The sequence below is a fragment of the Azospirillum baldaniorum genome (assembly GCF_003119195.2).
Classification (GTDB): domain Bacteria; phylum Pseudomonadota; class Alphaproteobacteria; order Azospirillales; family Azospirillaceae; genus Azospirillum; species Azospirillum baldaniorum.
The window spans coordinates 2,205,819-2,232,813 of the sequence record NZ_CP022253.1 but is presented as its reverse complement, the minus strand read 5'-3'; the positions used below and the strand labels follow the sequence as shown (position 1 = coordinate 2,232,813).

Here is a 26,995-nt window from a genome sequence, read left to right as displayed (position 1 = left end):
GAACGATGACGATGACGCGCATTCTGGCCATCCTGGCCCTGTCGCTGACGGCGGCGACCGTTCCCGCCGCGGGCCCGGCCCTGGCGGCGGACGAGTTCATGCCGGCGGTGGTGTTCGATCAGGGCGGCAAGTTCGACAAGTCCTTCAACGAGGCGGCCTACAACGGGGCGGAGCGCTTCAAGAAGGAGACCGGGATCGTCTACCGCGAGTTCGAGGTCACCAGCGAGAGCCAGCGCGAGCAGGCGCTGCGCAACATGGCGCGGCGCGGCGCCACCGTCATCACGGCGGTCGGCTTCTCCCAGTCCGCCGCCGTGGACAAGGTGTCGCGGGAGTATCCCAACACGAAATTCTGCCTGATCGACGACAAGCTCGACCTGCCGAACGTCCAGTCGGTGACCTTCAAGGAGCATGAGGGCTCCTTCCTCGTCGGCATGCTGGCGGCTTTGGCCTCGCAGAGCGGCAAGGTCGGCTTCATCGGGGGCATGGACATCCCGCTGATCCGCAACTTCCTGACCGGCTACGAGCAGGGCGTGAAGCATGTGAAGGCGGATGGCGAGGTCTTCACCAACATGACCGGCACCACCCCCGCCGCCTGGAACGACCCCACCCGCGGGGCGGAGCTGGCCAAGAGCCAGTTCGGGCGCGGCGCCGACGTGGTCTTCGCGGCGGCCGGGGCGACCGGGCTGGGCGTGCTCCAGGCCGCGGCGGACGCCGGCAAGCTGGGCGTCGGGGTGGACAGCAACCAGAACTGGATCCACCCGGGCAAGATCCTGACCTCGATGGTCAAGCGGGTGGACGTGACCGTCTACGACTGCATGAAGTCGGCCAAGGACGGCAGCTGGACGGCCGGGCACCGCGTCGTCGGGCTGAAGGAGGAGGGCGTCGGCTACGCGCTCGACGAGAACAACCGCAAGCTCGTCACGGCGGAGATGGAGAAGGCCGTCGAGGACGCCAAGCGCAAGATCATCGCGGGCGAGCTGGCGGTGAAGCCGTATCAGCCGTGAGCTGATTTTCTGCGTCGCCGAGCATTGCCCCCTCCCTAACCCTCCCCCGCTGACGCAGGGGAGGGGATTGAAACTCCCTCTCCTGCGTCAGCGGGGGAGGGAAGGGGCCCGCGGCGAAGCCGTGGGAAGGGTGGGGGCAAGGACCTTCCAATCATGAAAGTCCCCATGCCCCAACACCCTCCCGCCCTGGAAACCCGCGGCGTCAACAAGTGGTTCGGCGCCAACCACGCCAACCGCGACGTGTCGCTGGCCGTGCCGAAGGGCACCATCCACGGCGTGATCGGCGAGAACGGCGCCGGCAAGTCGACGATCATGAGCATCGTCTACGGCTATCTGCCCGCCGACGGCGGGACGATCCTGGTGGACGGCCGCCCGGTGGCGGTGCGGAGCCCGCGCGACGCCCTGGCCGCCGGGATCGGCATGGTCCATCAGCATTTCATGCTCGTCGATCCCTTCACGGTGCTGGAGAACGTGCTGCTGGGGGCGGAGGGCGGCGTCACCCTGGCCGCCGGGATGGCGCGGGCGCGGACGGAGTTGACCCGGCTCGCCCGCGACTACGGGCTGGAGGTCGACCTCGACCGCCCGGTCGGCGAGCTGCCGGTGGGGGCGCAGCAGCGGGTGGAAATCCTCAAGGCGCTCTACCGCGGCGCCGACATCCTGATCCTCGACGAACCGACGGGAGTCCTCACCCCGCAGGAGACCGACCATCTCTTCCGCATCCTCCGCGCGCTGCGCGAGCAGGGGAAGACGGTCGTCATCATCACCCACAAACTGCGCGAAATCATGGAGCTGACCGACAACGTGACGGTCATGCGCCGCGGGCAGGTGGTGGCGAATGTTGCCACCGCCCGCACCAGCCGCGAGGAACTGGCCGAGCTGATGGTTGGGCGCAAGGTGCTGCTGCGGGTGGAGAAGGTGCCGGCCACGCCCGGCCCGGCGGTGCTGGAGGTCTCCGGCCTGTGCGTGCGCGACGGCGCCGGGGTGGAGCGGGTGAAGGGCATCGGCCTGACCGTGCGCGCCGGGGAGATCGTCGGCATCGCCGGTGTCTCCGGCAACGGCCAGTCCGAGCTGCTGGAGGCGCTGGCCGGGATGCGCCCGCCAGCGGAGGGCTCCGTGCGCCTGCGCGGGGAAGAACTGACCGCCACGCCCGACCGCTTCACGGCGCGGGGGCTGCGCGCGCTCGGCGTCGGCCATGTGCCGGAGGACCGGCAGCGCGTCGGCCTCGTCACCGGCTTCGAGGCGCAGGAGTGCGCGATCCTCGGCCATCAGGGCGATCCGGCCTTCAACGGGCGGCTCCTGATGGACCGCCGCGCGCTGTTCGACCGCTGTGCGTCGGAGATGGACGCCTACGACGTGCGCCCGCGCGACCCGCGCCTGCCCGCCGCCAATTTCTCCGGCGGCAACCAGCAGAAGATCGTGCTGGCCCGCGAGATGGAGCGGAATCCCGACCTGCTGCTCGTCGGCCAGCCCACCCGCGGCGTGGACATCGGCGCCATCGAGTTCATTCACCGCCGTCTGGTGGCGCTGCGCGACCAGGGCAAGGCGATTCTGCTGGTGTCGGTGGAGCTGGACGAGATTCGCGCCCTGTCCGACCGCATCCTGGTCATGTTCGACGGCCGTCTGGTGGGCGAGGTCGCCCCGGGCGAGGCGGACGAGCGGCGTCTCGGCCTGATGATGGCCGGGGTGGCGGAGGCAGCGTAAGGTTGACCCCGAACGCTCCCGCTTGCGCTGGTCCCGTGCGCGGGGCACTTTCCAGTGGGCAGGGACGTTCGAGCCGTCCGGCTTGTGAACGGGCGTGACCAGGGATGGAGCCGGGATGGCGCAGGACGCGGCGCAGGGGGTGACGGGCCGGGGCTTCGGCCGGCCGGGCGAGGTGCCCGGCTGGGTCGGCTACGCTCTTCTGCCGCTGCTGAACCTGCTGGCCGCCCTCGTCCTGTCCGGGCTGGTCATCCTGGTGATCGGCGAGAATCCGCTGGACGTGCTGGCGCTGCTGGTGACCGAGGCGGTCGGCTATCCCGAGGCCATCGGCTACACCCTCTACTACACGACCAGCTACATCTTCACCGGGCTGGCGGTCGCCATCGCCTTCCATTGCGGGCTGTTCAACATCGGTGGGGAGGGGCAGGCCTATCTCGGCGGGCTGGGGGCCGGGCTCGTCGGGCTGGCGCTGACCGGCTGGCCTTGGCCGGTGGCGGCGCTGGGGGCGGTGGCCCTGTCGGCGCTGTTCGGGGCGGTGTGGGCGGCAATCCCCGGCTGGCTCCAGGCCAAGCGCGGCAGCCACATCGTCATCACGACGATCATGTTCAACTTCATCGCCGCCGCGATCATGACCTACCTGCTGGTCGACGTGCTGATCCGCCCCGGATCGCAGTCGCCGGAAACGCGGGAGTTCGATCCCGGCGTCTGGCTGCCGACCATGGACCGGGCGGTCGGCTGGATCGGCGTCGCCATCCCGGTCTCGCCTCTGAACCTGTCCTTCCTGTGGGCGCTGGCCTGCTGCGCGCTGTTTTACCTGTTCCTGTGGCGGACCCGCTGGGGCTACGAGATCCGCACGGTCGGGCGGAACGAGCGGGCGGCGGTCTACGCCGGCATCTCCCCGGCGCGGAACATCATCCTCGCCATGGCGATCTCCGGGGCGCTTGCCGGCTTCGTCGGCGTGAACGAGATCATGGGGGTGCAGCACCGCATTCTGCTGAACTTCACCGGCGGGGTGGGCTTCGTCGGCATCGCCGTGGCGCTGATGGGGCGCAACCATCCGGTGGGGATCATCCTGGCGGCGCTGCTGTTCGGCGTGCTGGCGCAGGGGGGCGGGCAGGTATCCTTCGAATACCCCACCGTGAACCGGGAGCTGGTGATGGTCATCCAGGGACTCGTCATCCTGTTCGCCGGGGCGCTGGAGAACCTGTTCAAGCCGCGGGTCGAGGCGCTGTTCCGCCGCCGCAGGGGAGGGGCGGCGCATGGATGACGCCCTGCTCGTCGTCCTGCTGCTGGCCGACGCCACCATCCGCGTGGCGACCCCGCTGGTGCTCGCCGCCTTCGCGGCGCTCTACAGCGAGCGGGCGGGGGTGGTGGACATCGGGCTGGAGGGCAAGATGCTGGCCGGAGCCTTCTTCGCCGCTGCCGTCGCCTCCTACACCGGCAGCCCCTGGCTGGGCCTGGGCGCCGCCGTTGCGGCCTCGGTGGCGCTGGCGCTGGTCCATGGCTTCGCCTGCATCACCCACAAGGGCAACCAGGTGGTGTCGGGCATGGCGATCAACATTTTGGTTGCCGGGTTGGCGCCGACCCTCGCCTACGCCTGGTTCCGCCAGGGTGGCCAGACCCCGCTGCTGCCGGGAGAGGCGCGCCTGCCCCAGATCCATTTGCCGGGGGTCGAGGCGCTGTCCGGGATTCCGGTCTTCGGTCCCGTCTACCGGGAACTGATCGACGACGCCAACGTGCTGATCTGGCTGACCGTTCTTCTGGTGGTGGCGACCCATTGGGTGTTCACCCGCTCGCGCTTCGGGCTGCGGCTGCGGGCGGTGGGGGAGAACCCCTCGGCGGTGGACACGGCGGGCCTGTCGGTCACGCGGCTGCGCTATCAGGCGGTGATCATCACCGGGGTGCTAACCGGCATTGCCGGCGCCTACCTGTCCACCGCGCACGGCGCCGGATTCGTGCGCGACATGACGGCGGGCAAGGGCTATCTGGCGCTGGCCGCGCTGATCTTCGGAAAGTGGCGGCCCTGGCCAACGCTGTTCGCCTGCCTGCTGTTCGCCTTCACCGACGCGGTGCAGGTGCGCCTGCAGGGCGTGCCGCTGCCGGTGGTGGGGGTGATCCCTGTGCAGTTCATCCAGATGCTGCCCTATGTGCTGACCGTGCTTCTGCTCGCCGGCTTCGTCGGCCGGGCGGTGGCGCCCAAGGCCAGCGGCGTCCCCTACGTGAAGGAGCGCTGATGAGCGACCCGCAGGATTCCCTGATCGCCGATTCCCTGATCGCGGCTGCCCGCGACGCGATGGCGCAGGCCTACGCGCCCTATTCCCATTTTTCGGTCGGTGCGGCCATTTTGGGCGAATCCGGGCGCATCCACGCCGGGGCGAATGTGGAGAACGCCGCCTATCCGCAGGGCCAATGCGCCGAGGCCTCGGCCATCGGGGCGATGATCCTTGCCGGGGACCGTAGCATCCGGGCGATCGCGGTGATGGGCGGCCAGAGCGGCGACGGCCGGCTGTGCACGCCCTGCGGCGGCTGCCGCCAGCGATTGCGCGAGTTCGCCAAACCCGACACGCCGATTCATGTCTGTGGACCGGAAGGGCTTCGGCAAACGTTTCGGTTGGACGAGTTGCTGCCGCATTCCTTCGGCCCCGACAATCTCGACTTCTGAGGGGAACTGACCGCCATGACCGCTGCACGCGCCGCCGCGGAAATCCTGCACCGGGTCCCCGGCTTCCGCCCGCGGGTGGGGATCGTGCTCGGCTCCGGCCTGGGCGGGGTCGCCGACCGGATCGAGGGGGCGACCGTCATGCCCTACGGCGACCTGCCCGGCTTCCCGCTGCCCAGCGTGGAGGGGCATATGGGCCGGCTGGTGCTGGGCCATCTCGGCGGCCAGCCCGTCGCCTGCATGCAGGGGCGCGTCCACGCATACGAGGGCAACGGCTTCGACGCGCTGAAGACGGCGGTCCGCGCGCTGAAGCTGGCCGGATGCGACACGCTGGTGCTGACCTGCGCCGCCGGCTCGCTGCGGGTGGAGGTCGGGCCGGGGCGGCTGATGGCGATTTCCGACCACATCAACATGCTGGGCGCCAACCCGCTGACCGGCCCCAACGAGGACAGCTTCGGCCCGCGCTTCCCCAGCATGACCGACGCCTGGGACCCCGCCTTGCGCGCGCTGATGCGGCGCCGGGCGCTGGAGCTGAACATCGATCTGGTCGAGGGCGTGTACGCCGCCTATCCCGGCCCCTCCTTCGAGACGCCGGCCGAGGTCCGGATGTTGAAGGTCCTGGGGGCGGACGCGGTCGGCATGTCCACGGTGCCCGAATGCATCGTCGCGCGGCATTGCGGCCTGCGGGTCGTGGGCTGCGCGGTCATCACCAACCTGGGGGTGGGACTCGGCGACGGGCCGGTGGACCATGACCAGACCCTGCGCGCCGCCTCGGCCGCCGCCTCCGACCTGGAGCGGCTGCTGACCGGCTTTCTCGACGGGCTGAACATAGACGAAGGACGCCGGTCATGAAACTTCCCGCCGATCTGCAACGGGCGCTCGACACCGCGGCCGCCGTCAAGGCCGACGCCAAGGGGGCCGGCCGCGCCGTCGGCCTGCTCGACCTGACCAGCCTGAACGACGACGACACCGACCAGACGGTGGAGGCGCTGTGCAAGCGCGCCGTCACCCCCGCCGGAAAGGTCGCCGCGGTGTGCGTCTGGCCGCGCTTCGTCAAGACCGCGCGCAAGGCGCTGAAGGGCAGCGGCGTGAAGATCGCCACCGTCGTCAACTTCCCCTCAGGGGAGGCCGACGCGGCGACGGTGGCGGCGGAAACCAAGGCGGCCATCAAGGACGGCGCGAACGAGATCGACGTGGTGCTTCCCTACCGCGCCTTCATTGACGGCGCCCGCACCCAGCCGATGAACGTGATCCGCGCCTGCCGCGAGGCCTGCGGGACCGATGTGACGATGAAGGTGATTCTGGAATCCGGCTGCTTCCCCGACCCGGAGCTGCTGGCCTGGGCCGCCCGCGACTCCATCGCCGCCGGGGCGGATTTCCTGAAGACCTCCACCGGCAAGGTGCAGCCGGCCGCGACGCTGGAGGCGGCGGCGCTGCTGTTGCATGTCATCCACGAGTCGGGCAAGCCGGTGGGCTTCAAGGCGGCGGGCGGCATCCGCGACGCCGATGGGGCGGCGGCCTTCCTCGCGCTCGCCACCGCGATCCAGGGAAAGGGCTGGGCCAAGCCGGACACCTTCCGCTTCGGCGCGTCGGCGCTGCTGGACTCGCTGCTCGCCACCGCCGGCCATGGCGGCAAGGGTGAGGGAAAGGGCGAGGGCAAGGACAAGGACGCCAAAGACGGCAAGGGTGACGGCAAGGGCGGTGGAGCGGTTGCCCAGCCGGCCACCGCCGGCTATTGATCCGCGCGACAGACTCGACCACGGAACGGACGCACGGATGCTTCCCCAAGAACTGATTCGCAAGAAGCGCGACGGCGCACGCCTGGACGCGGCGGAGATCGGCGCCTTCGTGCGCGGCATCACCGACGGCTCCGTCAGCGAAGGGCAGGCAGCGGCCTTCGCCATGACCGTCTTCTTCCGCGGCATGACGCTGGAGGAGCGGGTGGCCCTGACGCTGGCCATGCGGGATTCCGGGACGGTGATGCGCTGGGACCATCTCGACCTGCCGGGACCGGTGGTCGACAAGCATTCGACCGGCGGCGTCGGCGACAAGGTTAGCCTGATCCTCGCCCCGGCGTTGGCCGCCTGCGGCGGCTTCGTGCCGATGGTGTCGGGGCGCGGGCTGGGCCACACCGGCGGCACGCTCGACAAGTTCGAGAGCATCCCCGGCTACCGCGCCAAGCCCGACCGGGCGACGCTGGAGCGGGTGGTGAAGGAGGTCGGCTGCGCGGTGATCGGAGCCACCGACGACATCGCCCCCGCCGACCGCCGGCTCTACGCCATCCGTGACGTGACGGCGACGGTGGAGACCATCGACCTGCTGACCTCCTCGATCCTGTCGAAGAAGCTGGCGGCGGGGCTGGACGCGCTGGTGATGGACGTGAAGTTCGGCTCCGGCGCCTTCCTGCCCGACATCGCCAAGGCGCGGGAACTGGCTGACAGCCTCGTCACCGTGGCCGAGGGCGCCGGGCTGCCCACCGTCGCGCTGCTGACCGACATGAACGAGGTGCTGGGCCTGACCGCCGGCAACGCGTTGGAGATGCGGGAGTGCATCGACATCCTGCGCGGCGGCAAGCCCGACTCCCGGCTTTACGAGGTCACCGCGGCCCAGGCCGCCGAGCTGCTGGTGCTGGCCGGGCTGGTCCCCGACGCCGACGCCGGCCGCGCCCGCTTCGACCAGGCGATGGCGAGCGGGCAGGCCGCCGAGCGCTTCGCCCGCATGGTCCACGCGCTGGGCGGCCCGGCGGACCTGCTGGACGCGCCGGACCGCTATCTGGACGCCGCCCCCGTCGTCCAGCCGGTCTTCGCCGAGCGGGCGGGCGTGGTGGCAGCCATCGACGTGCGGGCGGTCGGCATCGCCGTGGTGGCCCTGGGCGGCGGGCGGACCAAGACGACCGATCCCATCGACTTCGCGGTCGGGCTGGCCGACGTCGCCGGGCTGGGCGCTTCGGTGGGGCCGGCGGAGCGCCCGCTCGCCGTCGTCCACGCCCGCAGCGCGGCGCAGGCGGAGGACGCGGCGGCGTTGCTCCGCCGCGCCTTCACCGTGGCCGACAGCGCTCCGCCGGCCGGGCCGCTGATCGCCGACCGCATCCGGCTGTAGGAGGCGGCTTCACGCGGCGCGGCGTCCGTCCTCGGCCTGCCGCGCCCGCACCGGCCCGACCAGAGCCTCCGCGGCAAGGCGGCCCGAGATGACGCAAGCCTCCACCCCCGGACCGGGGAAGACCCCGCCGCCGGCCAACAGCAGGCCGGGCACCGGCGACTTGGCGGGGAGCGCGGGGTCGGTGCCGTAGATCGCCCCGTCCGTCGTGAGCGTGTAGCGGGCGAAGGTGGCGGCGCTGGCCTCCTGCCGGTGCAGGATGTGGCGCTCAAGATCCGGGATCACGGTCGCGGCGGTGGCGATCATGGCTTCGCCCTCCCGCGTCTTCTGTTCGCGATAGTCGGGGGCGGAGCGGTCCCAGGTGCCGCCCGCGGGCTCCAGCCGCATCAGCGTCAGCGAGGCGCAGCCCGGCGGCGCCAGACTGGCGTCATGGGCCGAAGGCAGGGCCAGCGCGATCCCGTCATCTCTCAGGAAGGTCATGGCCGGCAGGTCGGGGCGGATGTCCAGCGCCAGTGTGACCAGGAAGGCGGAGGTCGAGGGGCGCAGTGCGCGATAATGCTCCGCGCAGCCGGCGGGCAGATGCTCCTCCCCCACCAGCTCCAGCAGGGTCCGCCGGGTGTCGGCGTTGGAAATCACCGCGGCGGCGGCGATGCGCTTGCCGTCCAGGGTCTCGACCCCGGCGGCCCGGCCGTCCTCGACCAGGATGCGGCGGACGGGGGTGCGCAGCCGGACCTCGCCGCCCTTGGCGCGGATCGCCTCGACCAGAGCGTCGGCGAGCCGCTGCGATCCGCCCTCCGGATAGGCGCCGCCGTCGAAGAAGTAGCCGAAGATCGGCGCCATCCGGGTGGCACCCAGCCGCTCCGGGCGGTCCGACAGGTAGCCGGTCAGGCTGGACAGCAGGGCGCGGGCCCCGGCGTCGGGCACGTAATGCTCCAGCATCTCCAGAAAGCCGCGGTCCTGCCAGCGGAAGGCCTGCGGGCACTCCAGCGGGTAGGCGCGCATCGCCGCGACGTCGCGCGGGATGTGGGGAAGGCCGGTCTCGGCGCAGCCGCGGTAGAGGTCGCGGTAGACGCCGCGCATCTCCTCCACAAAGGCGGCGGCCCCGGCGGCGCTGCCGGGATGCTCCCGCGCGATCAGGGCGGCCAGACCCGCGGCGTCGCCGGGCAACGGCTGAGGGACGCCGTTTCGGACGATGGCGCGGTGCACCGGCTGCCAGCACACGCGGTCCGCCACGCCGACCGTGCGCAGCAAATGCCCGACCGGGCCATCCGGATGGGTGCCGCTGACGTCGTGCACCCCGGCGTCGAAGGTGAAACGCCCCACCGTCCCGTCGCGCAGCCGCACTTTGCGGTCCCAGGAGGAGCAATAGCCACCTGGGCGGTCGTGCGCCTCCAGGACGGAGACGCGGACCCCGGCCTCCGCCAGAAGGGCCGCCGCGGTCAGCCCGCCGATGCCGGCGCCGACAACGACGACACCGTCCTTTTGTCCGAGGACGGCGGGCGCGGGCCAGGGGTAAGGCTCCCGTTCGGCCAGACGGCGGGCGACGGCCCGGTTGACCAGCCAGTCCGGCAAGTGGCGATTCCCCAGAATGCCGGCCAGCGTGGCGAGGGCGGAGGTGACGACGCCGACCTCCGTCGTGACGGCGAAGCCGGCAGCGCCGGCCAGGAAGACCACGCCCCACAGCGCGGTGACCGCCTTGTTGACGGCGACGAACTGCGGCAAGTGCCACAGGCCGGGCGGTGTCGTCTCACGGGCGTAGGGCAGGGTGAAGGGACGGCCGAGCGCGAGCGAGGCGAAGGCCATGCCGGCCAGGGCGAGATGAACGGTCATCCCCATACGCTCCAGCGGTCCGATGAGGAGCAACAGGGCGAAGAAGACGGCGGCGACCAGTTCCGGCGCCTTCGGCGATCGGGCACGCCAATCATGGGCGCAGAGCGTCAGGCTGAGCAGCAGCGCCGCCAGCACGGCCGCCGCATGGCCCGCCGGTTGCAGAGCGCCGAAAGCGATCCAGGGCGAGAAGCCGACGAGGATGCGGATCGATTGGGGTATCGGCTTTGACAGGAGCATGGTGGACCCTTGCGGTGGTGACGCCCGCCAGACTGTCCACCGCATCGGCCGGGGCCAGCGCCGATCCGCGAAAGGCCGGGGTCGCTTCGCCAAACGTCCGCCCGGCGATTCACGAAGCGTGAATCGCCGACGCACTCTCCAGGCGATGCGGCGCGGGCCAGACCTGCGGTTGCGGCATTGGGCAGCGTCCGGGCTGCTCATATACTGTGCAATCATGACCCAAGCCGCCGCTCTTCCCGCCGCTGCCGCCAGCGACGACACCCGCCGTGCCATCGGCTGCTTCGTGCTGGCCATCTTCCTGTTCGCGGGCATGGACACGCTCATCAAATACTTGAGCAGCGGCTATCCGGTGGCGCAGCTCATGTTCGCGCGGTCGTTGGTGGCGGTGGTGCTGGTCGGCGGCATTTCGGTGGCGCGCGGCGGCTGGGGTGGGATGCGCACGCGGCGCCCGGTCGCCCACGTCTTCCGTTCGCTGGCCGGGTTGCTGTCGATGGGCTGCTTCTTCTACGCCTTCAAGCATCTGCCGCTGGCCGAGGTCTATGTGCTGAGCTTCGCCGGGCCGCTGTTCATCACGGCGCTGTCGATGCCGCTGCTCGGCGAGCCGGTGGGCTGGCGGCGCTGGGCGGCGGTGCTGGTCGGCTTCGGCGGCGTGGTGGTGATGGCCCGCCCGGAGGCCGACGCACCGCTCCTGCCGATTGTCGTCGGCGTGGCTGCGGCCTTCTTCTATGCGCTGGCGATGATCGCGGTGCGTGGCCTGTCGCGGACGGAGAGCAACACCGCCATTGTCGTTTATCTGCTGCTGACCACCACGGTGGTGAGTGGCGTGGCGGCGATTCCCGACTGGGTGCAGCCGGGCGGGTTCGACCTCGGGCTGATGCTTCTGGTCGGCACGCTGGGCGGCGCGGCGCAGGTGCTGATGACCCAGGCCTTCCGCCTGGGCCGTGCCGCGGTGGTGGCGCCCTTCGAATACACGGGGATGATCTGGGCGACCTTGCTCGGCTTCCTGGTCTTCGGCGACGTGCCGACTCCCACGGTCCTGGCCGGTGCCGGGATCATCATCGCCAGCGGGCTCTACATCCTCTATCGGGAAACGCTGCGCCGCGGCGACTGACGGGTCAGGCGGCGGCGGGAAGCGTCAACCCGCCGTCGACGGCGTGCGGGGAGGCCGTCAGGGCGATGATCCGGCTGCGCTCCAGCACGCGCCGGATCCGCGGCGGGTGATTCTCGAAGGCGATAGCGCCGCCGCAGTCGAGCACCGCGTTGCGCAGCGCCAGCAGAATGCCGATGCCGCAGGAATCGAGGAACTCCACCCGTCCCAGATCGACGCGCAGGGTCAGCGCCCGTGCCTCCGCGACGCGGCGGAGCAGGGGCGTCAGGCCGGGCAGGGCGGCGTGGTCGATCCGCCCTGACAGGACGGCGCGCAACTCGCATCCGCCTTGCGCCGTGGCGAAGGGGTTGAGGGTGACGGTGCTGTGCGACGGGGTGGGCCGCATGCTTCGGGGCGACTTCCGGTTGGGGCGACGGTCCGGCGCGGGCCGGGGGCGGCGGAAGGAACCACGGGAAGCACGACTCTCCGGTGTCTGTTGCGTTGCGAAATTGTGAAAAGGCGCCGGGCCGCCGCTTGACAGCCGCGCGCCGGGCTCACACTGTGCACACGAACGGCTGGGGTGCCTGCCGCAAGGCGGGCTGAGACCACACCCATCGAACCTGATCTGGGTCATGCCAGCGAAGGGAGCCAAGCGTTCGAGGCTGTGCCGCCGCTACTTCCCTGGCCTCCTCGTCCTCGCGCGGTTCTTCGCCGGGCAGGAGGAGACACATCCATGCGGCGCTTCCTTTCCATCCTCTCGGCAACGGCCATTTCGGCGGTCTTTTCGGCGTCGCTCCTCCCGGGCGCGGCGCGGGCGGGCGAGGCGTCGGTCCCCGTGCTGGTGCCGCTGACCGGCTTCCTGTCGCTGGAGGGCACGAGCCAGCGCAACGGCGCGGTCCTGGCGCTGAAGGACGCGCCCGCGGGTGTGGCGGTGCGGTCGGAGGTGATCGACACCGGCACCTCTCCGGAGGCCGCGGTCACGGCGCTGGAGCGTGCGGCGGGCGGCAAGGTCACCGCGGTGGCGGCCAGCATGCTGGGCACGCAGATGCTGGCGATGCTGCCGCTGGCCCAGGACTACAAAATTCCGCTGGTCACCGTGTCGGGTACGGCAAGCATCACCGAGCAGGGCAACCCCTGGGTCTTCCGCTTCTTCCCCGGCGACGCGGTGACCAAGGAGGCCCATGCCCGCTACGTGGCGGAGGAATTGGGCAAGAAGCGCCCGGCGGTGATCTACCAGACGACGGCCTACGGGCAGAGCGGCAAGGCCCATCTGGAGCAGGCCTTCAAGAAGCTCGGCGTCGAGCCGGTGTTCGAGGAGGGCGTGGACCCCGCCGCCAAGGATCTGCTGCCCGTCCTGACCAAGGCGCTGGCCGCCAAGCCCGACGTGCTGGTGCTGCATCTGCATTCCGGCCCGACCGCCCTGTTCATCCGGCAGGCGGCGGCCAACGGGGTGGCGGTGCCGATCGTCGCCGGCTCCGCCATGCACCAGCCGAGCACGGCGGCGCTTCTGGAACCGGCCGAGCTGAAGGGCGTCTGCGCCGAGACGGCGGCCTCGCCGATCTCCGGCGGCAGCCCGGAGGTGGAGGCCTTCACCGCCGCCTACCGCGCCGCCTTCAACGCGGAGCCGGACGCCTTCGCGCTCGGCCAGTATGACGGCATCCGCATGGTGCTGGCGGCGGTGCAGGGCGGTGCGGACAACGCGGAAGCGGTGCGCAAGGCCCTGTCCGGCGGGACTCACCAGGGCCTCGCCATGACCTACAAATCGGACGGCAAGGGCAACATGGCGCATTCCGCGGTGATCGTCTGCTACGACGGCGCCTCGCGCGTGCCGGCGATCGCCAAGCGCTACGACAACCTGACCGGCGTGGTGACCGGCATGGTGAAGTGAGCAAGCCTTGATCACCCTGCAGCTTCTCGTCAACGGCCTCGCCCTGGGTGCGGCCTACGCGCTGGTCGCGCTCGGCTTCGTGCTGGTGCTGAACGCCACCGCGGCGGTGAATTTTGCGCAGGGCGATCTCGTGATGGCCGGCGGTCTGCTCGGCGTGGCGCTGGCGCCGCATCTGCCGGGGTATCTGCCGCTGCCCGGACTGCTTCTGCTGCCGGTGGTGCTGGTGCTGATGGCCGGGCTTGGGTTGCTGCTGGCGGCGGCGGCCTATCTTCCGCTGCGCCGCCGCCCGCCGGTGGCGGTCTTCATCAGCACGATCGCGGCGGGCATCATCCTGCAGAACGGCGCCTCCGTCCTGTTCGGACCGGAACCGCGGGCGGCCCCGCCGCTGCTGAGCGGGGGGACGTTGGACCTCGGCGGGCTGGTGGTGGCGGAGCAGTCGCTGGCGATCATCGCCGTCGCCGCTCTGCTGATCGCCGGGCAGCAATGGCTGTTCGGGCGGACCCAGCTCGGCCGCCGCCTGCGCGCCACGGCGCAGGACCCCGAGATGGCGCGGGCCTGTGGCGTGCCGGTGACGGCGATGATCCTGATCACCTTCGCGCTGGGCACCGCCTTCGCCGGGGCGGCGGGGCTGCTGCTCGCCAACCGCTACTTCGTCACGCCGACGGCGGGCGGCGATCTGATCCTCAAGGCCTACATCGCCGTGACCATCGGCGGCTGGGGCTCGGTCCCCGGAGCGGTGGCCGGCGCGCTGCTGATCGCGCTGTTCGAGGTGGGGGTGTCGTCGGTGCTGTCCTATCCGGTGGCGCTGGGGCTGCTCTACGCCACGCTGCTGGTCATCCTAGTCGCCCGTCCGCAGGGGCTGTTCGGGGAGGCGGCGCGGCGCCGTGCGTAAGGGCGTGCGCAAGTTGCGGGCGCTGGCCCCCACCCTGACCCTCCCCCGCTGGGCGGGGGAGGGAATGATGCTTGCGGTGCTGGTGGCGTACGCGCTGCTGTACGCGTCGCCTTACGGGCTGCGCGTGCTGACCGTGGCGGGGGTGTACGCGCTGGCCGCCATCGGCTTCCAGATCGTCTTCGGGCTGGGCGGGGCGCTGTCGCTGGCCCATGGCGCTTTCTTCGGAATCGGGGCCTACGCCACCGGCATCCTGGGCAGCCAGTGGGGGCTTGGCTTCGCGGCGACCTTCCCGGTCTCGCTGCTGGTGCCGCTGCTGCTGGCCCTGCTGGTCGGACTGCCGGTGCTGCGGCTGGAATCCCATTACTTCGCGCTGGCGACGCTGGGCATCGCGCAAGTCGTCCATCTGCTGGCGGTCAACAGCCCCGGCCTGACCGGTGGCGCCAACGGATTGCCGGGGGTGCCGGGCATCGTCCTGTTCGGCTGGGCGGTGCCGCGCGGTCTGCCGCTGGCGGCGGTGGTTTGGAGCTTCGTGGCGCTGGGCGGTTTGCTCGCCTGGAGATTGGCGCACGGGCGCTGGGGGCGGGCGCTGACGCTGGTGCGCGACGACCCGCTGGCCGCCGGCACGCTGGGTCTGGACGTCGGCGGGCTGCGCCTGGCCGCCTTCGCGCTGAGCGCCGTCTATGCCGGAGCGGCAGGCGCCTTGGCCGTGCACACCCAGCGCGTCGTCTCGCCGGAGGTGCTGGAGTTCCCCGTCATGGTCTCCGTCCTGACCATCGCCGTGGTCGGCGGGCGGGGGCGGGTGGCCGGGGCGATCCTGGGGGCGGTGCTGCTGCTCCACCTGCCGGAGTGGTTCCGTTTCCTGGAGCGCAGCTATCTGATCGTCTATGGGGTGGCCCTGCTCACCACCATCGTGCTGGCGCCGCACGGGCTGACCGGTTTGCTCGACCGGCTGTTCCCGGCCCGCCCGGTGCCCTTGCCGAAGCCCGAAGCTCCGCCGGAAATGGCCATTCCAGGTGGGCCTTTGCTGCGGGTGGAAGGGCTGACCAAGGGCTTCGGCGGGGTGCGGGCGGTGGATGGGGTGTCGCTGACGCTGGAAGCCGGGACCATCACCGGGCTGATCGGCCCCAACGGCTCCGGCAAGACGACGTTGGTCAATCTGATCTCCGGCCTTGAGACGCCGGACGGCGGGCGGGTGCTGATGGGCGGGACGGATCTCGCTGGAAAGCGGCCAGACCGCATCGCCCGCGCCGGGATCGCCCGCACCTTCCAGGCCGTCAGCCTGCCCGAGGGCGCCAGCGTTCTGGCCGCCGTGGCCGCGGCGCGGCTGGAGCGCGACGGCTCGATCGCCCAGGCCGAGGCGCACGCCCTGTGGGCGCTGGAGCGGCTGGGTGCTGCGGACCTCGCCGCCAAGCCCTGCGCCGGTCTGCCCGCGGCGCTGCGCCGCCGGGTGGAACTGGCCCGCGCGCTGGCCCGCCAGCCCGCCGTGCTGCTGCTCGACGAACCGGCGGCGGGGCTGACCGACGGGGAGAAGGCGGAACTGGCCAGTCACCTGCACGCCATCGCCGCCACAGGTACCGCGCTGCTGGTGGTGGAGCACGACATGGGCTTCCTGCTGCCGCTCGCCGGTCATGTGCTGTGCCTGGACCAGGGGCGCCCGCTCTACGCCGGCCCGCCGGAGGGGGTGCGCAGCGACCCCGCCGTGGTCGCCGCCTATCTGGGCGAGGGCGCGTGATGAACGAACCCCTGTTGCAGGTCGAGGGGCTGACCGCCGGCTACAGCGGGGCGGTGGCGGTGGACCGGCTGTCGCTGTCCGTGGCGGCGGGGGAGGCGGTGGCCCTGCTGGGCGCCAACGGGGCGGGCAAGTCGACGCTGCTCAAGGCCATCCTCGGCCTCGTCCCGGCGACGGGCGGCCGGGTCCGGCTGGCGGGCGAGGAGATCGGCGCCCTTGCCCCGGAGCAGCGGGTGCGCCGTGGCCTGGGCTATGTGCCGGAGGGCCGGCGCGTCTTCCCCGGCATGAGCGTGCGCGACAATCTGGAGGTGGCGAGCCGGCTGGGCCGGGCCGGGCGCGCCCGCGACCTGGAGCGCGTCTTCGCCCTGTTCCCGGCGCTGGAGGGCAAGGCGGAGGAACGGGCGTGGCGCCTGTCCGGAGGGCAGCAGCAGATGCTGGCGGTGGGCCGCGCGCTGATGGGCCGCCCGCGGGTCCTGCTGCTCGACGAGCCGTCGCTCGGCCTGTCACCCAAACTGGCCGGGGAGGTCTTCGCCGCCGTCCGCGCCATCGCCGCCGCCGGAACGGCGGTGCTGGTCGCCGAGCAGAGCGCCGCCCGCGCCCTGTCAGCCGCCGGGCGCGTCGTGCTGCTGCGCCTCGGTCGGTCGGTCCATGACGGGCCGGTGGAAAGCCTGCCCGCCGACGCGCTGCGGGACGCCTTTCTGGGAGGCTGATCCGCGCTCGCCGGGTGGCGCCGGACGCAATTCGGCATTGCGGCAACAGGCCGGGATCTTTGTCGTGACTTTCTCGTCTTGCGCTTGCCGATCCCGGATGGTGGGGCTAGCTTCCGGCGTCGCCCTGCCCGTAAGGATTACCTCTGCCATGCTGGACAAAGCCGTCGCTGCTGCACTCTCCTCCCTTCTTCTGCTGGGCGCCGCCGCCGCCCACGCCGATGGGGCGCAGGTGGCGGAACTGGTCCCCGTGAACCCGCCGACCATGTATTACCCGGCGCCGTCCTCCGGACCCGCGCCGGCGCCCCGCACCGTCGCTCCTTCGGCGCCGTCGGCTCCGGCCGCCGCCGATCCGACCGAGAAGACCGGACCGGCCGAGCTTGAGGACGGCTGGGAAGGCGGCCCGTCGCGCGACCGGGACGGCAAGTTCGCCTATTGCGCCATCGAGGGCCGCTTCGACACCGGCCATGTCCTGATGATCGCGCGCAACGTCAAGGGCGAGGTCAATCTCGGCATGGGCATCCCGGGCGCGGAGCTGCCGGGCAGCGAGCAGTGGAAGGTCAAGGTCGTGGTGGACGGCAAGTTGACGCGCGAGCGCCGCGCTCTGGCGCCCAAGCCGGACATGCTGGTCATCCCCAACGGCAAGGACGAGGAACTCTACACTGCCTTGATGAACGGCAAGGAGGTGGTGTTCTCCTCCGACGCTGACCGCATGGCCTTCGCGTTGAAGGGCACCAAGAAGGTGCTCACCGACCTGAAGACCTGCGTGGACAAGGCCGGCGCCGTCCCGCCCATCGACACCCGCACCAAGAAGGTCGCGACCCGCCCCGACGAGCTGCCGGAAGGGCTGGCCGACCTGCTGAAGGCGGCCGGCGTGCGCGACGTCAAGCGCGTGTCGCTGGAGAATGTGCCGAAGGGCGAGCGCCCCGCCGACATGGCCTGGCGCATCGGCCCGATCGTCGGCGGTATCCGCGAGCGGATGGTCGAGGAGGGCTCCAAGCTGGAGGACCTGTCGGCCGGCTACGTCGACGCGATGAAGAAGCGCTGCGAGGGCGGCACGCCGGCCGCGTCGCTGAGCGCCGTCGAGGACCTGCCCGGCCTGATGCTGCGCACCGGATCGGTCGATTGCGCGCTGAAGGAGGGCAAGATGCACGTCTCGCTGACCTTCTTCCTGTCGCCGGGCCGCCTGTTCACGATCCTGTTCCACGAGGCGCAGGAGGCCGACATCGGGCTGGCCGACAAGGTGCGCGACAATCTGGCGGAGGTGCTGCGGCGCCTCGCCGTCAACCCGCCGTCGGCCCAGCCTTCGGCTCAGGCGCCGACCTCTCCGGCGCCGGCCCAGACGGGCAAGCCCTAAGGGGGTAGGTCCGCGCCGCGCGGTTGACGGGGCGGAGGCAGGGCACACATTGACCGGCATGCCGGACGACATGACGGGAATCCGGGGCGTCGCAGGGGATGCGGCGGGCGCCCTGACCAGAGCACGAAACCCCGGCCGGCGGTTCCTCAGGGTGCTGACACGGCGGAGCCTGCGCGACAGCGTCCTGGGCGTGCTGATGCTCGCCGGGGCCATCGGCGCCGGGGTCGGGCTGGCCGTCGCCATGCTGCACGAGGCCGTGGTCTGGACGCAGTCCTTCGTCTTTTCGGTCGCCCATGGGCAGGATCTTGGTGAGGCCGCGCTGTCCGACCCCTGGCGGACCCTGCTGGTCCCGGCCGTTGGCGGCCTGCTGCTCGGCGTGATGGTGAAGCTGGTGCGGCGCTGGCGCTCCAACGACATCGTCGACCCGGTCGAGGCGAACGCGCTCTACGGCGGGAAGATGTCCCTGATCGACAGCCTGCGCCTGACCCTGGCGACCCTGCTGTCCAACGGCTCCGGCGCGTCGGTGGGGATGGAGGCGGCCTACACCCAGGCGGGGTCGGGCATCGCCTCGACGCTCGGGCAGAAGCTCCGTCTGCGGCGGGCGGACCTCCGCACGCTGGTCGGTTGCGGGGCCGCGGCGGCCATCTCCGCCGCCTATGGCGCGCCGCTGGCCGGCGCCTTCTACGCCTTCGAGCTGGTCATGGGCGGCTACACCATCGCCACGCTGGCCCCGATCGGGGCGGCCTCGGTCGCCGCGGTGGCGGTGGCCCACTGGCTGACCGACCCGTCCCCGGTCCTGTTCTTCGGCCGCCCGGTGGCGGTGGAGGGCTGGGACTATGTGGCCTGCGGGGTCCTCGGCTTCCTGGCGGGCTGGCTCAGCATCCTCGCCATGCAGGCGGTGACGGTGGCCGAGCGCGGCTTCCGCGCGCTGCCCATCCCCGTCTGGGCGCGCCCGGCGCTGGGCGGGCTCGCTCTGGGAGCATTGGCCCTGGTGGTGCCGCAGGTGCTGGGGGCCGGACCCGGCGCCGATCCGTCGCAGCTCGCCCGTGGGCTGGAGGCCATGGCGATCCTGCTGGTCGCCAAGATCGTCGCGTCGGCCCTGTCGCTCGGCTCGGGCTTCCGCGGCGGGCTGTTCAGCGCCTCGCTGCTTCTCGGCGGGCTGTTCGGCGGGCTGGCCTATGGGGTGGTCGAGTTGCTGGTGCCGGGGCTGGGGCTCGACCGGATGCTGCTGGTGCTGGCCGGCATGGGGGCGGTCGCCGCTGGCATCATCGGCGCGCCGGTCACCATGGTGCTTCTGGTGTTGGAGGCGACGCAGGATTTCTGGGCGGCGTCCGGCGTACTTATCGGCGTGGTGGTGTCGACCACCGTGGTCCGGCAGGCTTTCGGCTATTCCTTCGCGACGTGGCGCTTCCACCTGCGTGGCGTGCCGATCCGCGGCGCCTACGACGTCGGCTGGGTATCGGAGCTGACGGCGATGCGGCTGATGCGCGGCGACGTGAAGACGATCCTGACCACCCAGACCCTGGACACGCTGCGCCGCCTGCACCCGCTGGGCGCCGCCAAGACCGTCTTCGCGGTGGAGCCGGACGGGTCCTACGCCGGCATCATCGACATGGGCGCCGTGCACGACCCGTCGCTCGGCGACGAGGACGCGAAGACGCCGGTCGGCGAACTGGCCAAGCACGCCGATGACTTCCTGCGGCCGAGCGACGACGTGCGCAGCGTGCTCCAGCGCTTCTGCAGCGCCGAGGTGGAGGCCTTGCCGGTCGTGACGTCGCCCACCGACCGCCGGATCGTCGGCTACGTCACCGAGGCTTATGCCCTGCGCCGCTACAGCCAGGAGCTGGAGCGGCAGCGCGGCGAGGAGCTGGGCGAACGCAGCCTCTACGGGCGGGACTGACCGCTGTCCCTTGGGGCGGTGGTCAGTAGACCTCCGGCACCCAGTTCTGCTTCGACTTCTTCGGCCGCTTGTAGCCGTCGTCGCTCTGCCGCGGCGGCAGATCCAGCTCGACCGGGGCGATGTCCTGGTAGGGGATCTGCTGCAGCAAATGGTGGACGCAGTTCAGCCGCGCCTTCTTCTTGTCGTCGGCGTCGACGATGTACCAGGGCGTCAGCTTCTTGTCGGTGTGCTCCAGCATGGCGTCCTTGGCCTTGGAATACTCGACCCAGTGCTTGCGTGATTCGAGGTCCATCGGGCTGAGCTTCCAGCGCTTGATTGGATTGCGCATCCGCTCGGTGAAGCGCTTCTCCTGCTCCTCGTCGCTGACCGAGAACCAATACTTGATCAGGATGATGCCCGACTGGACCAGCATCTCCTCGAACAGGGGGCAGGCGCGCAGGAACTCCTGGTACTCCGCGTCGGTGCAGAAGCCCATGACATGCTCGACGCCGGCGCGGTTGTACCAGCTGCGGTCGAACAGGACGATTTCACCCTTGGCGGGAAGCTGCGCCACGTAGCGCTGGAAGTACCATTGCCCGCGCTCCTTCTCGGTCGGCGTGCCGAGCGCCACGATCCGGCAGACGCGGGGGTTGAGGCTCTCGGTGATGCGTTTGATGACGCCGCCCTTGCCGGCGGCGTCGCGCCCCTCGAACAGCACGCAGACCTTCAGGCCGTTGACCCGCACCCATTCCTGCAGCTTGATCAGCTCGAACTGCAGCCGGGCCAGTTCGTCGATGTACTTGACCTTCTTGCCGCCCTTCGCCGCCTTGCCGCCACCGAGGTCGCGCCAGTGGGATTCGATGGCCGCGACCTCCTTGGCGTCGCGCAGCACCTCGCCGCCGGTGGCCGGCACCCCGAGTCCGAGGTCCTTCAGCTTCAGCGCCTTGCGCTTCTTCCGCGGCTTGTCCTCCGCCCCGGCCTCGGCACCCGTCTTGACCTCGTCCATCGAACGCACCCTGCTTATTGTTTTACCCGCGAACCAACGCTAGGAGATGCCGGCGCGTCAGGCAACCGCCCGCACGCCCACCGCGACGAAGTGACCGAGGCTAAGGGCACCGGCGGTCAGTCCTTCTCCTTCGCGTCGAAGGTCAGATGGACGCCAAGCACCTCCGCGGCGATCCGGGCGACGGTCAGGTCGATGGGCGGCGGCGCGACGTTGACGCCGCGGCTCAGCGCCTCGGTCACGATCTCCATCACCTTCAGGCGGGCGTGCCATTTGGAGTTGGCGGGGACGACCTGCCAGGGTGCCGCCTCGGTCGAGGTCTTCTCGAACATCGCCTCGATGGCCTTGCTGTAGTCGTCCCAGCGGGCGCGGTTGCGCAAATCCTCCTCGGTCAGCTTCCAGCGCTTGTAGGGGTTGCTCAGCCGCTCGCGGAAGCGGTTGAGCTGCTCGTCCGGCGTGATGTGCATGAAGATCTTGATGATGCGGACCCCGTCGTCGGTCAGCATCTTTTCGAACTGGTTGATCTCGTCGTAGGCGCGCTTCCACTGCTCCTTCTCGGCGAAGCCCTCCACCCGCTCCACCAGCACGCGGCCGTACCAGGAGCGGTCGAAGATGGCGAAGGTGCCGGGGGCGGGCAGCTTGGTCCAGAAGCGGTAGAGGTAGTGCTTGCCCTGCTCGTCCGCCGCCGGGGCGCCGATCGGCCAGACGTGGAAGCCGCGGGGGTCGAGCGGCTCGGTCAGGCGGCGGATGCAGCCGCCCTTGCCGGCGGCGTCCCAGCCCTCGAACACCAGGATGGCCCGGCGCTTCTCGTGCCAATAGGTCTGCTGGATGTGCAGCAGGTCCTTCTGGAGTTTGGCGAGGCGGCGTTCGTAGTCGTCCTTGCTGCCGATGCCTTCCGCCGTCATATCGAGCTTGTCGAGACGGATCTTGCCGTTTCCGTTGCCCATGCACGCACCTTTCGAAATGTCTGGCCCAAGTGTTCTGGCCCAAGTGTCAGGTTTCGGAACCTTCGCGCTTCGCAGGGGTTGAGCGCGTGCGCCCCGCAGGGCGCGCGTTGCAACCTCGCGATGGTCCTTCCGGTGATGGTCCTTCGGCCGGTGACGGTCTTCTGGACGATCCACGGGAGGCGCCACGCTTGTCAACCAGCGGCGACCGGCTGGCGTGCCGCTGCCGACCAGGAGGAATTCCCCGATGGCCACCGCCGGACCGCGCATCTACAACCTGTTTCCCACGCTCGTCGGCCCGATGCGCGACTGGGCCGGGCATCTGCCCCGCATCCAGGGCATGGGCTTCGACTGGCTGTTCCTGAACCCGATCCATTATCCGGGCTTTTCCGGCAGCCTCTACGCCGTGAAGGACTACTACCGGCTGCACGACCGCATCCAGGGCGGCGCACCGGAGCATCCGGACGAGCTGCTGCGCGGCTTCATCGCCGAGGCGGGGCGGCACGGCCAGTCGGTGATGCTCGACCTCGTCATCAACCACACCGCCAAGGACGCGATCCTGGTCGGCGAGCATCCGGACTGGTACCGGCGCGACGCCAACGGCGACCTCTACAGCCCGCGCGCCGTCGACCCGGTGGACCCGTCGCGGGTGACCATCTGGGGCGACCTCGCCATGCTCGACTACGAGCGGGCGGAGGTCCGGGCGGGGCTGACCGACTATTGGACGCGGTACCTGCGCCATTACATCGGGCTCGGGGTGAAGGGCTTCCGCTGCGACGCCGCCTACCAGATCCCGGCGGAGGTGTGGAAGACGCTGATCGAGCGCTCCCGCGAGGTTGACCCGCAGGTCAAGTTCTTCGCCGAGACGCTGGGCTGCACGGTGGAACAGGTGCGCGACCTCTGCGGCGCGGGCTTCGACTTCCTGTTCAACAGCGCCAAATGGTGGGACTTCAAGTCCGACTGGCTGCTCGACCAGTACGACGAGTTCCGCTGGATCGCTCCGTCGATCGCCTTTCCGGAAAGCCACGACACCGACCGTCTGGCGGCGGAGGTCGGCAGCCAGGACACCGAGCGGCTGGCCGCCCAGTTGAAGATGCACTACCTGTTCGCCGCCTCCTTCTCGACCGGCGTAATGATGCCGGTGGGGTTCGAATACGGCTTCACGCGCAAGCTCGACGTGGTGAACACGACGCCGGACGATTGGGAGCAGCCGAAGCTGGACCTGACCGGCTTCATCGGCGCGGTCAACGCCATGAAGGCCGAGAGCCCGGCGCTGAACGTCGAAGGGCCGCAACGCCGCGTGACCTCGCCCCACAACCCGGTGATCGGGCTGATCCGCGAGACCAGCGGCTGGGCCAACGGGAGCGGGGAGGGGTGCTCCGTCCTGCTCATCAACCCCGACGAGAACCAGCCGCACGCCATCGACCCCGGCCCGCTGCTGGCCAGCACCGGCGGCGGCTTCGCCGACTTCGAGGACGTGACCCCGGAGGCGGCACCGCTGCCCTTCGAGCCGGGCCGCGACCTGCGCCTGCGCCCGCTGGAGATGCGCGTCTTCCGCGCCCGACCGGCGCAGAGCCGCCCCATCGAGCTGAACCATCTGGGCGAGCGCGGAGCGGAGCACGACTCCGCCACCCGCGCCTGGATGGACGAGCTGGCCTCCCGCCGCGTCACCATCGAGAACGTCTATCCCGAGCTTGACGGCGGGCGCTTCCCGGTCAAGCGGGTGGTCGGCGACGTGATGGAGGTGTGGGCCGACATCTACACCGACGGCACCTTCGTCCTGGGCGCCGCCGTGACCTACCGCCCGGTCGACGAGGAGGAATGGCGCGAGGTGCCCATGACCTTCGTCGACAACGACCGCTGGATGGGCAAGCTGCCGCTGACCCGCAACACGCGCTACCAGTACAGCATCCTGGCGTGGCGCGACGTGTGGGAGAGCTGGCGCGCCGACTTCAAGAAGAAGAACGACGCCGGGCTGGACGTCGGGCTGGAGCTGATCGAGGGCCGACGCTTCGTCGAGCACGCGGTCGGGCTGAATGAGGGGGAGGGCCGCGCCGCGCTGGAGCGGGTGGTCGAGCGGATGAACAGCCTCCAGGGAGCGGAGCTGACCGCCTACGCCCTGTCGGACGAACCGCGCCAAGCCATGGCGACGTATGGCGAGCGGCAGTATCTGTCCCGCTACGGCTGCGACCTGGAGGTCTATGTGGACCGCACCGCGGCCCGCTACTCCGCGTGGTTCGAGATCTTCCCGCGCTCGGCCTCGCCGGACCCGTCGCGGCCCGGCACCTTCGACGACGTGTCGACCATGCTGCCCTTCATCCGGGGCATGGGCTTCGACGTGCTGTATTTTCCGCCGATCCACCCGATCGGTCGCAGCTTCCGCAAGGGGCGCAACAACACGCTGAACCCCGGCCCGAACGATCCCGGCGTGCCCTACGCCATCGGTGCCTCGGAGGGCGGGCACGCCGACATCGACCCGATGATCGGCGATTTCGAGGGCTTCCGCCGGCTGGTCAAGGAGGCGCGGCGGCACGGCATCGAGATCGCGCTCGATTTCGCCGTCCAGTGCTCCCCCGACCATCCCTGGATCAAATCGCACCCGCAGTGGTTCTACTGGCGCCCCGACGGCACGATCCGCTACGCCGAGAACCCGCCGAAGAAGTACCAGGACATCGTCAACGTCAGCTTCTACCGCGAATCCTACCCGGACCTGTGGTACGCGCTGCGCGACGTGGTGCTGTTCTGGTGCGACGAGGGGGTGCGCATCTTCCGCGTCGACAACCCGCACACCAAGCCCTTCCCCTTCTGGGAATGGATGATCCGCGAGGTGCAGGACCGCTTCCCCGACGCGCTGTTCCTGGCTGAGGCCTTCACCCGGCCCAAGCTGATGCGGCGGCTGGCGAAGATCGGCTTCACCCAGTCCTACAGCTACTTCACGTGGCGCAACACCAAGGCGGAGCTGACCGAGTATCTGACGGAGCTGACCCAGGGCGAGTCCAAGGACTACATGCAGCCCAACTTCTTCGCCAACACGCCGGACATCCTGCCGCCGATCCTGGTCCATGGCGGGCGGCCCGCCCACATGATGCGTGCCGTGCTGGCCGGGACCTTGTCGGGTGTCTACGGCCTCTATGCCCCGTATTTCGTCTGCGAGGCCGACCCCTATCCGGGCAAGGAGGAGTACAACCACTCCGAAAAATACGAGATCCGGCACTGGGATTGGAACAAGCCCGGCAACATCGTCGATTACGTTACGCGGCTGAACAGGATCCGTGCGGAGAACCCGGCGCTTCATAAGTTCACGAACCTGAAGTTCTACAACGCCTATGACGACAACATCCTGCTCTACGGCAAGATGACGGAGAGCAAGGACAACGTGATCCTGATCGCGGTGAACCTCGACCCGCACAACGGCCATGGCGGCACCATCGAAGTTCCGTTGTGGGAACTGGGGCTGGACGACGGCGCGCATGTCCAGGTGGAGGATCTGTTCACCGGCCAGCGCTTCACCTGGATCGGCAAGTTCCAGCACGTCTGGCTGGACCCGCAGCAGAACCCGGCGGCGATCTGGCGCATCCGCCCGCCGGGGCGGTGAGAAGGGGGGAGCGTAGGGCCCCCACCCAAACCCTCCCCCGCTTTGCAGGGGAGGGCTTAACTCCTCCCCCTGCGCAGCGGGGGGAGGTCGGGAGGGGGGCTCGTAGCAACCACTCCCCACCCCACCACCCCACCGAAACGCTGGCATTCCCGCCCAGCCCAAGTTAGAACCGCGCCGGTCCGTGACGGTTCTTCCTGGCGGGGACGGGTGCAGTACCGACTCGATGACGAGGCGTCCCTGTGTTCGATCGACATCCTGGCTCAGGCGGTCGAGCGCATTTGCGTCAAAGGCGTGCTGGAACTGCGCATGCTGCGCAACGCGCTCCGCGAGGCCGCCACCAGCCCCACCCCCGACGCGGTCAAATTCGCCTTCGCCATGTTCTCGCGGGTCGACGGTGACTACCGCCGCCTGATCGCGCACGAGGCGCTGACCCTCGCGACCGAGCAAAGGGGCCGTTACGCCGCCCCCCGGCCGCGGACGGTGCGCCGCCCGCGGATGCTGTAGTCCGCTCAGGCCACCGCCAATTCGAAGTCCATGGCGGGCGTCGCCACCAGCGTTTCCACCGCCGGACGGGCGAACAGATAGCCCTGCATCAGCGTGATCCCCAGATCGCGCAGCGCCTTCGCCTCGCCGGGCGTTTCGATGCCCTCGGCCACCGGGGTGATGCCGAGGTCGCGGCACACGGTGAGGATGGCGCTGACGATGCTGCGGCGGGCGCGGTCGGTGTCGATGGAGCGGGTCAGTTCCATGTCCAGCTTGATGATGTCCGGCTGGAACTCGGCGAGCAGGTTCAGGCCGGAATAGCCCGATCCGAAATCGTCGATGGCGGTGTGGAAGCCCTGGCGCTTGTATTCGGTGAAGATCGACTTCAGATGGGCGCCGTCGACGACCCGCTCGTTCTCCGTCACCTCGAAGATGATGCGCTCCGGCGGGAAGCCGGTGCGCTTGGCGGCGGCGAGCGTGGCGCGGATGCAGGCTTCGGGCTGATAGACGGCGTTGGGCAGGAAGTTGATCGACAGCCGGGTGTCAGGCTGCTGGCCCATGCCGAGGCTGGCGGCCAGCTCGATGGCCTTGACCCGACAGGCCTGGTCGAAGGCGTAGCGGTTGGCCTCGGTCACCTGGCCCAGCACCCAGCCGGCCCCCTGGCCGTCGAGGCCGCGCACCAGCGCCTCGTGCGCCCACGGCCGTCCGCCGCCGCCGACATCGACGATCGGCTGGAAGGCCATGGTGAAGTCGAACCCCAATCCCTCGGTGCACTGCCCGCCGCACCCGCCGCCCTTGATCCGCTCCGCCGTCATGCCCGTTTCTTTCGTGGGGTGATTCTATGTTAATTCATTATAACACGTATATTGTCTCAAATTTATTCGATGCAAGCTGTGACATCGGGTCT

At 70.2% G+C, this 26,995-nt stretch carries 22 protein-coding genes and 1 riboswitch; of the genes, 17 read left to right on the top strand and 5 right to left on the bottom strand.

Annotation, left to right across the window (positions count from 1 at the left end):
• The first annotated feature begins 5 nt into the window (after window positions 1–5).
• From Sp245p_RS10605 to deoA, 8 genes are all read left to right on the top strand, one after another.
• Entirely contained in the window at window positions 6–1,004 is a 999-nt protein-coding gene (locus Sp245p_RS10605) for a BMP family lipoprotein (RefSeq protein ID WP_014240008.1), read from the top strand.
• 165 nt (window positions 1,005–1,169) lie between these two features.
• Window positions 1,170–2,705 (top strand): ABC transporter ATP-binding protein, encoded by a 1,536-nt coding sequence (locus Sp245p_RS10600; protein ID WP_014240009.1) that lies wholly within the window; start codon window positions 1,170–1,172, stop codon window positions 2,703–2,705.
• 115 nt (window positions 2,706–2,820) lie between these two features.
• Window positions 2,821–3,969, top strand: coding sequence for an ABC transporter permease (locus Sp245p_RS10595; protein ID WP_014240010.1), 1,149 nt, complete (start codon window positions 2,821–2,823; stop codon window positions 3,967–3,969).
• Window positions 3,962–4,936 carry an ABC transporter permease gene (locus tag Sp245p_RS10590; RefSeq protein WP_014240011.1) on the top strand — a complete coding sequence of 325 codons (975 nt, stop codon included), beginning with the start codon at window positions 3,962–3,964 and terminating at the stop codon, window positions 4,934–4,936. Before Sp245p_RS10595 ends, Sp245p_RS10590 begins: the two co-directional genes overlap by 8 nt.
• Complete coding sequence (gene cdd / locus Sp245p_RS10585; protein WP_014240012.1) at window positions 4,936–5,364, top strand: cytidine deaminase; 429 nt, start codon at window positions 4,936–4,938, stop codon at window positions 5,362–5,364. Before Sp245p_RS10590 ends, cdd begins: the two co-directional genes overlap by 1 nt.
• 15 nt (window positions 5,365–5,379) lie before the next feature.
• Window positions 5,380–6,213, top strand: coding sequence for a purine-nucleoside phosphorylase (locus Sp245p_RS10580; protein WP_014240013.1), 834 nt, complete (start codon window positions 5,380–5,382; stop codon window positions 6,211–6,213).
• Window positions 6,210–7,100 carry a deoxyribose-phosphate aldolase gene (deoC, locus tag Sp245p_RS10575; protein WP_014240014.1) on the top strand — a complete coding sequence of 297 codons (891 nt, stop codon included), beginning with the start codon at window positions 6,210–6,212 and terminating at the stop codon, window positions 7,098–7,100. Before Sp245p_RS10580 ends, deoC begins: the two co-directional genes overlap by 4 nt.
• A 37-nt stretch (window positions 7,101–7,137) precedes the next feature.
• Window positions 7,138–8,460 (top strand): thymidine phosphorylase, encoded by a 1,323-nt coding sequence (gene deoA, locus Sp245p_RS10570; RefSeq protein WP_109138491.1) that lies wholly within the window; start codon window positions 7,138–7,140, stop codon window positions 8,458–8,460.
• Window positions 8,461–8,469: 9 nt separating this feature from the next.
• Here the strand turns inward: deoA and Sp245p_RS10565 are convergent, their stop codons facing one another.
• Window positions 8,470–10,524, bottom strand: coding sequence for a phytoene desaturase family protein (locus Sp245p_RS10565; protein WP_109138490.1), 2,055 nt, complete (start codon window positions 10,522–10,524; stop codon window positions 8,470–8,472).
• 214 nt (window positions 10,525–10,738) lie between these two features.
• Here Sp245p_RS10565 and Sp245p_RS10560 point away from each other — a divergent pair, with 214 nt between their 5' ends.
• A complete protein-coding gene (locus Sp245p_RS10560; protein WP_014240016.1) occupies window positions 10,739–11,635 on the top strand; it encodes a DMT family transporter in 897 nt (298 codons plus the stop codon).
• Between the two features lie 4 nt (window positions 11,636–11,639).
• Here Sp245p_RS10560 and Sp245p_RS10555 read toward each other — a convergent pair whose 3' ends face one another.
• Window positions 11,640–12,017 (bottom strand): STAS domain-containing protein, encoded by a 378-nt coding sequence (locus Sp245p_RS10555; protein WP_014240017.1) that lies wholly within the window; start codon window positions 12,015–12,017, stop codon window positions 11,640–11,642.
• Window positions 12,018–12,177: 160 nt separating this feature from the next.
• Window positions 12,178–12,275, top strand: a riboswitch (TPP riboswitch).
• Between the two features lie 69 nt (window positions 12,276–12,344).
• Between Sp245p_RS10555 and Sp245p_RS10550 the strand changes: the two genes are divergently transcribed.
• From Sp245p_RS10550 to Sp245p_RS10525, 6 genes are all read left to right on the top strand, one after another.
• Window positions 12,345–13,499, top strand: coding sequence for an ABC transporter substrate-binding protein (locus Sp245p_RS10550; RefSeq protein ID WP_014240018.1), 1,155 nt, complete (start codon window positions 12,345–12,347; stop codon window positions 13,497–13,499).
• Between the two features lie 7 nt (window positions 13,500–13,506).
• Window positions 13,507–14,391, top strand: coding sequence for a branched-chain amino acid ABC transporter permease (locus tag Sp245p_RS10545; protein ID WP_014240019.1), 885 nt, complete (start codon window positions 13,507–13,509; stop codon window positions 14,389–14,391).
• On the top strand, window positions 14,384–16,123 hold the full coding sequence (locus Sp245p_RS10540; protein ID WP_244439378.1) for a branched-chain amino acid ABC transporter ATP-binding protein/permease: 1,740 nt from the start codon (window positions 14,384–14,386) through the stop codon (window positions 16,121–16,123). Before Sp245p_RS10545 ends, Sp245p_RS10540 begins: the two co-directional genes overlap by 8 nt.
• Window positions 16,123–16,830: an ABC transporter ATP-binding protein gene (locus Sp245p_RS10535; RefSeq protein ID WP_014240021.1), complete on the top strand. Its 708-nt coding sequence runs from the start codon at window positions 16,123–16,125 to the stop codon at window positions 16,828–16,830. Before Sp245p_RS10540 ends, Sp245p_RS10535 begins: the two co-directional genes overlap by 1 nt.
• Before the next feature lie 148 nt (window positions 16,831–16,978).
• Window positions 16,979–18,184, top strand: a complete 1,206-nt coding sequence (locus Sp245p_RS10530) for a hypothetical protein (protein WP_014240023.1) — start codon at window positions 16,979–16,981, stop codon at window positions 18,182–18,184.
• A gap of 151 nt (window positions 18,185–18,335) precedes the next feature.
• Window positions 18,336–20,084 (top strand): chloride channel protein, encoded by a 1,749-nt coding sequence (locus Sp245p_RS10525; RefSeq protein WP_246119758.1) that lies wholly within the window; start codon window positions 18,336–18,338, stop codon window positions 20,082–20,084.
• Between the two features lie 22 nt (window positions 20,085–20,106).
• On the opposite strand, the gene ppk2 is transcribed toward Sp245p_RS10525, so the two are convergent.
• Together ppk2 and Sp245p_RS10515 are read right to left on the bottom strand one after the other, a co-directional pair.
• Window positions 20,107–21,069: a polyphosphate kinase 2 gene (ppk2, locus tag Sp245p_RS10520; RefSeq protein WP_014240024.1), complete on the bottom strand. Its 963-nt coding sequence runs from the start codon at window positions 21,067–21,069 to the stop codon at window positions 20,107–20,109.
• 116 nt (window positions 21,070–21,185) lie between these two features.
• A complete protein-coding gene (locus tag Sp245p_RS10515) occupies window positions 21,186–22,013 on the bottom strand; it encodes a polyphosphate kinase 2 family protein (protein WP_014240025.1) in 828 nt (275 codons plus the stop codon).
• A 244-nt stretch (window positions 22,014–22,257) separates the two neighbouring features.
• Here Sp245p_RS10515 and Sp245p_RS10510 point away from each other — a divergent pair, with 244 nt between their 5' ends.
• Together Sp245p_RS10510 and Sp245p_RS10505 are read left to right on the top strand one after the other, a co-directional pair.
• Window positions 22,258–25,605 carry a maltotransferase domain-containing protein gene (locus tag Sp245p_RS10510; RefSeq protein ID WP_014240026.1) on the top strand — a complete coding sequence of 1,116 codons (3,348 nt, stop codon included), beginning with the start codon at window positions 22,258–22,260 and terminating at the stop codon, window positions 25,603–25,605.
• A 207-nt stretch (window positions 25,606–25,812) separates the two neighbouring features.
• The gene (locus tag Sp245p_RS10505) at window positions 25,813–26,109 is read left to right on the top strand and encodes a hypothetical protein (protein WP_014240027.1); all 297 of its coding nucleotides are present in this window, start codon (window positions 25,813–25,815) and stop codon (window positions 26,107–26,109) included.
• A 5-nt stretch (window positions 26,110–26,114) separates the two neighbouring features.
• On the opposite strand, the gene Sp245p_RS10500 is transcribed toward Sp245p_RS10505, so the two are convergent.
• Complete coding sequence (locus Sp245p_RS10500) at window positions 26,115–26,903, bottom strand: EAL domain-containing protein (RefSeq protein ID WP_014240028.1); 789 nt, start codon at window positions 26,901–26,903, stop codon at window positions 26,115–26,117.
• Window positions 26,904–26,995: the final 92 nt, after the last annotated feature.

Coding starts and splice junctions, on each gene's coding strand:
- Sp245p_RS10580 (WP_014240013.1), top strand. CDS start 5,380: ATGACCGCTGCACGCGCCGCCGCGGAAATCCTGCACCGGGTCCCCGGC.
- ppk2 (WP_014240024.1), bottom strand. CDS start 21,069: ATGGACGAGGTCAAGACGGGTGCCGAGGCCGGGGCGGAGGACAAGCCG.
- Sp245p_RS10595 (WP_014240010.1), top strand. CDS start 2,821: ATGGCGCAGGACGCGGCGCAGGGGGTGACGGGCCGGGGCTTCGGCCGG.
- Sp245p_RS10600 (WP_014240009.1), top strand. CDS start 1,170: ATGCCCCAACACCCTCCCGCCCTGGAAACCCGCGGCGTCAACAAGTGG.
- Sp245p_RS10515 (WP_014240025.1), bottom strand. CDS start 22,013: ATGGGCAACGGAAACGGCAAGATCCGTCTCGACAAGCTCGATATGACG.
- Sp245p_RS10590 (WP_014240011.1), top strand. CDS start 3,962: ATGGATGACGCCCTGCTCGTCGTCCTGCTGCTGGCCGACGCCACCATC.
- Sp245p_RS10550 (WP_014240018.1), top strand. CDS start 12,345: ATGCGGCGCTTCCTTTCCATCCTCTCGGCAACGGCCATTTCGGCGGTC.
- Sp245p_RS10535 (WP_014240021.1), top strand. CDS start 16,123: ATGAACGAACCCCTGTTGCAGGTCGAGGGGCTGACCGCCGGCTACAGC.
- Sp245p_RS10510 (WP_014240026.1), top strand. CDS start 22,258: ATGGCCACCGCCGGACCGCGCATCTACAACCTGTTTCCCACGCTCGTC.
- Sp245p_RS10500 (WP_014240028.1), bottom strand. CDS start 26,903: ATGACGGCGGAGCGGATCAAGGGCGGCGGGTGCGGCGGGCAGTGCACC.
- Sp245p_RS10530 (WP_014240023.1), top strand. CDS start 16,979: ATGCTGGACAAAGCCGTCGCTGCTGCACTCTCCTCCCTTCTTCTGCTG.
- cdd (WP_014240012.1), top strand. CDS start 4,936: ATGAGCGACCCGCAGGATTCCCTGATCGCCGATTCCCTGATCGCGGCT.
- deoA (WP_109138491.1), top strand. CDS start 7,138: ATGCTTCCCCAAGAACTGATTCGCAAGAAGCGCGACGGCGCACGCCTG.
- Sp245p_RS10565 (WP_109138490.1), bottom strand. CDS start 10,524: ATGCTCCTGTCAAAGCCGATACCCCAATCGATCCGCATCCTCGTCGGC.
- Sp245p_RS10555 (WP_014240017.1), bottom strand. CDS start 12,017: ATGCGGCCCACCCCGTCGCACAGCACCGTCACCCTCAACCCCTTCGCC.
- Sp245p_RS10605 (WP_014240008.1), top strand. CDS start 6: ATGACGATGACGCGCATTCTGGCCATCCTGGCCCTGTCGCTGACGGCG.
- deoC (WP_014240014.1), top strand. CDS start 6,210: ATGAAACTTCCCGCCGATCTGCAACGGGCGCTCGACACCGCGGCCGCC.
- Sp245p_RS10560 (WP_014240016.1), top strand. CDS start 10,739: ATGACCCAAGCCGCCGCTCTTCCCGCCGCTGCCGCCAGCGACGACACC.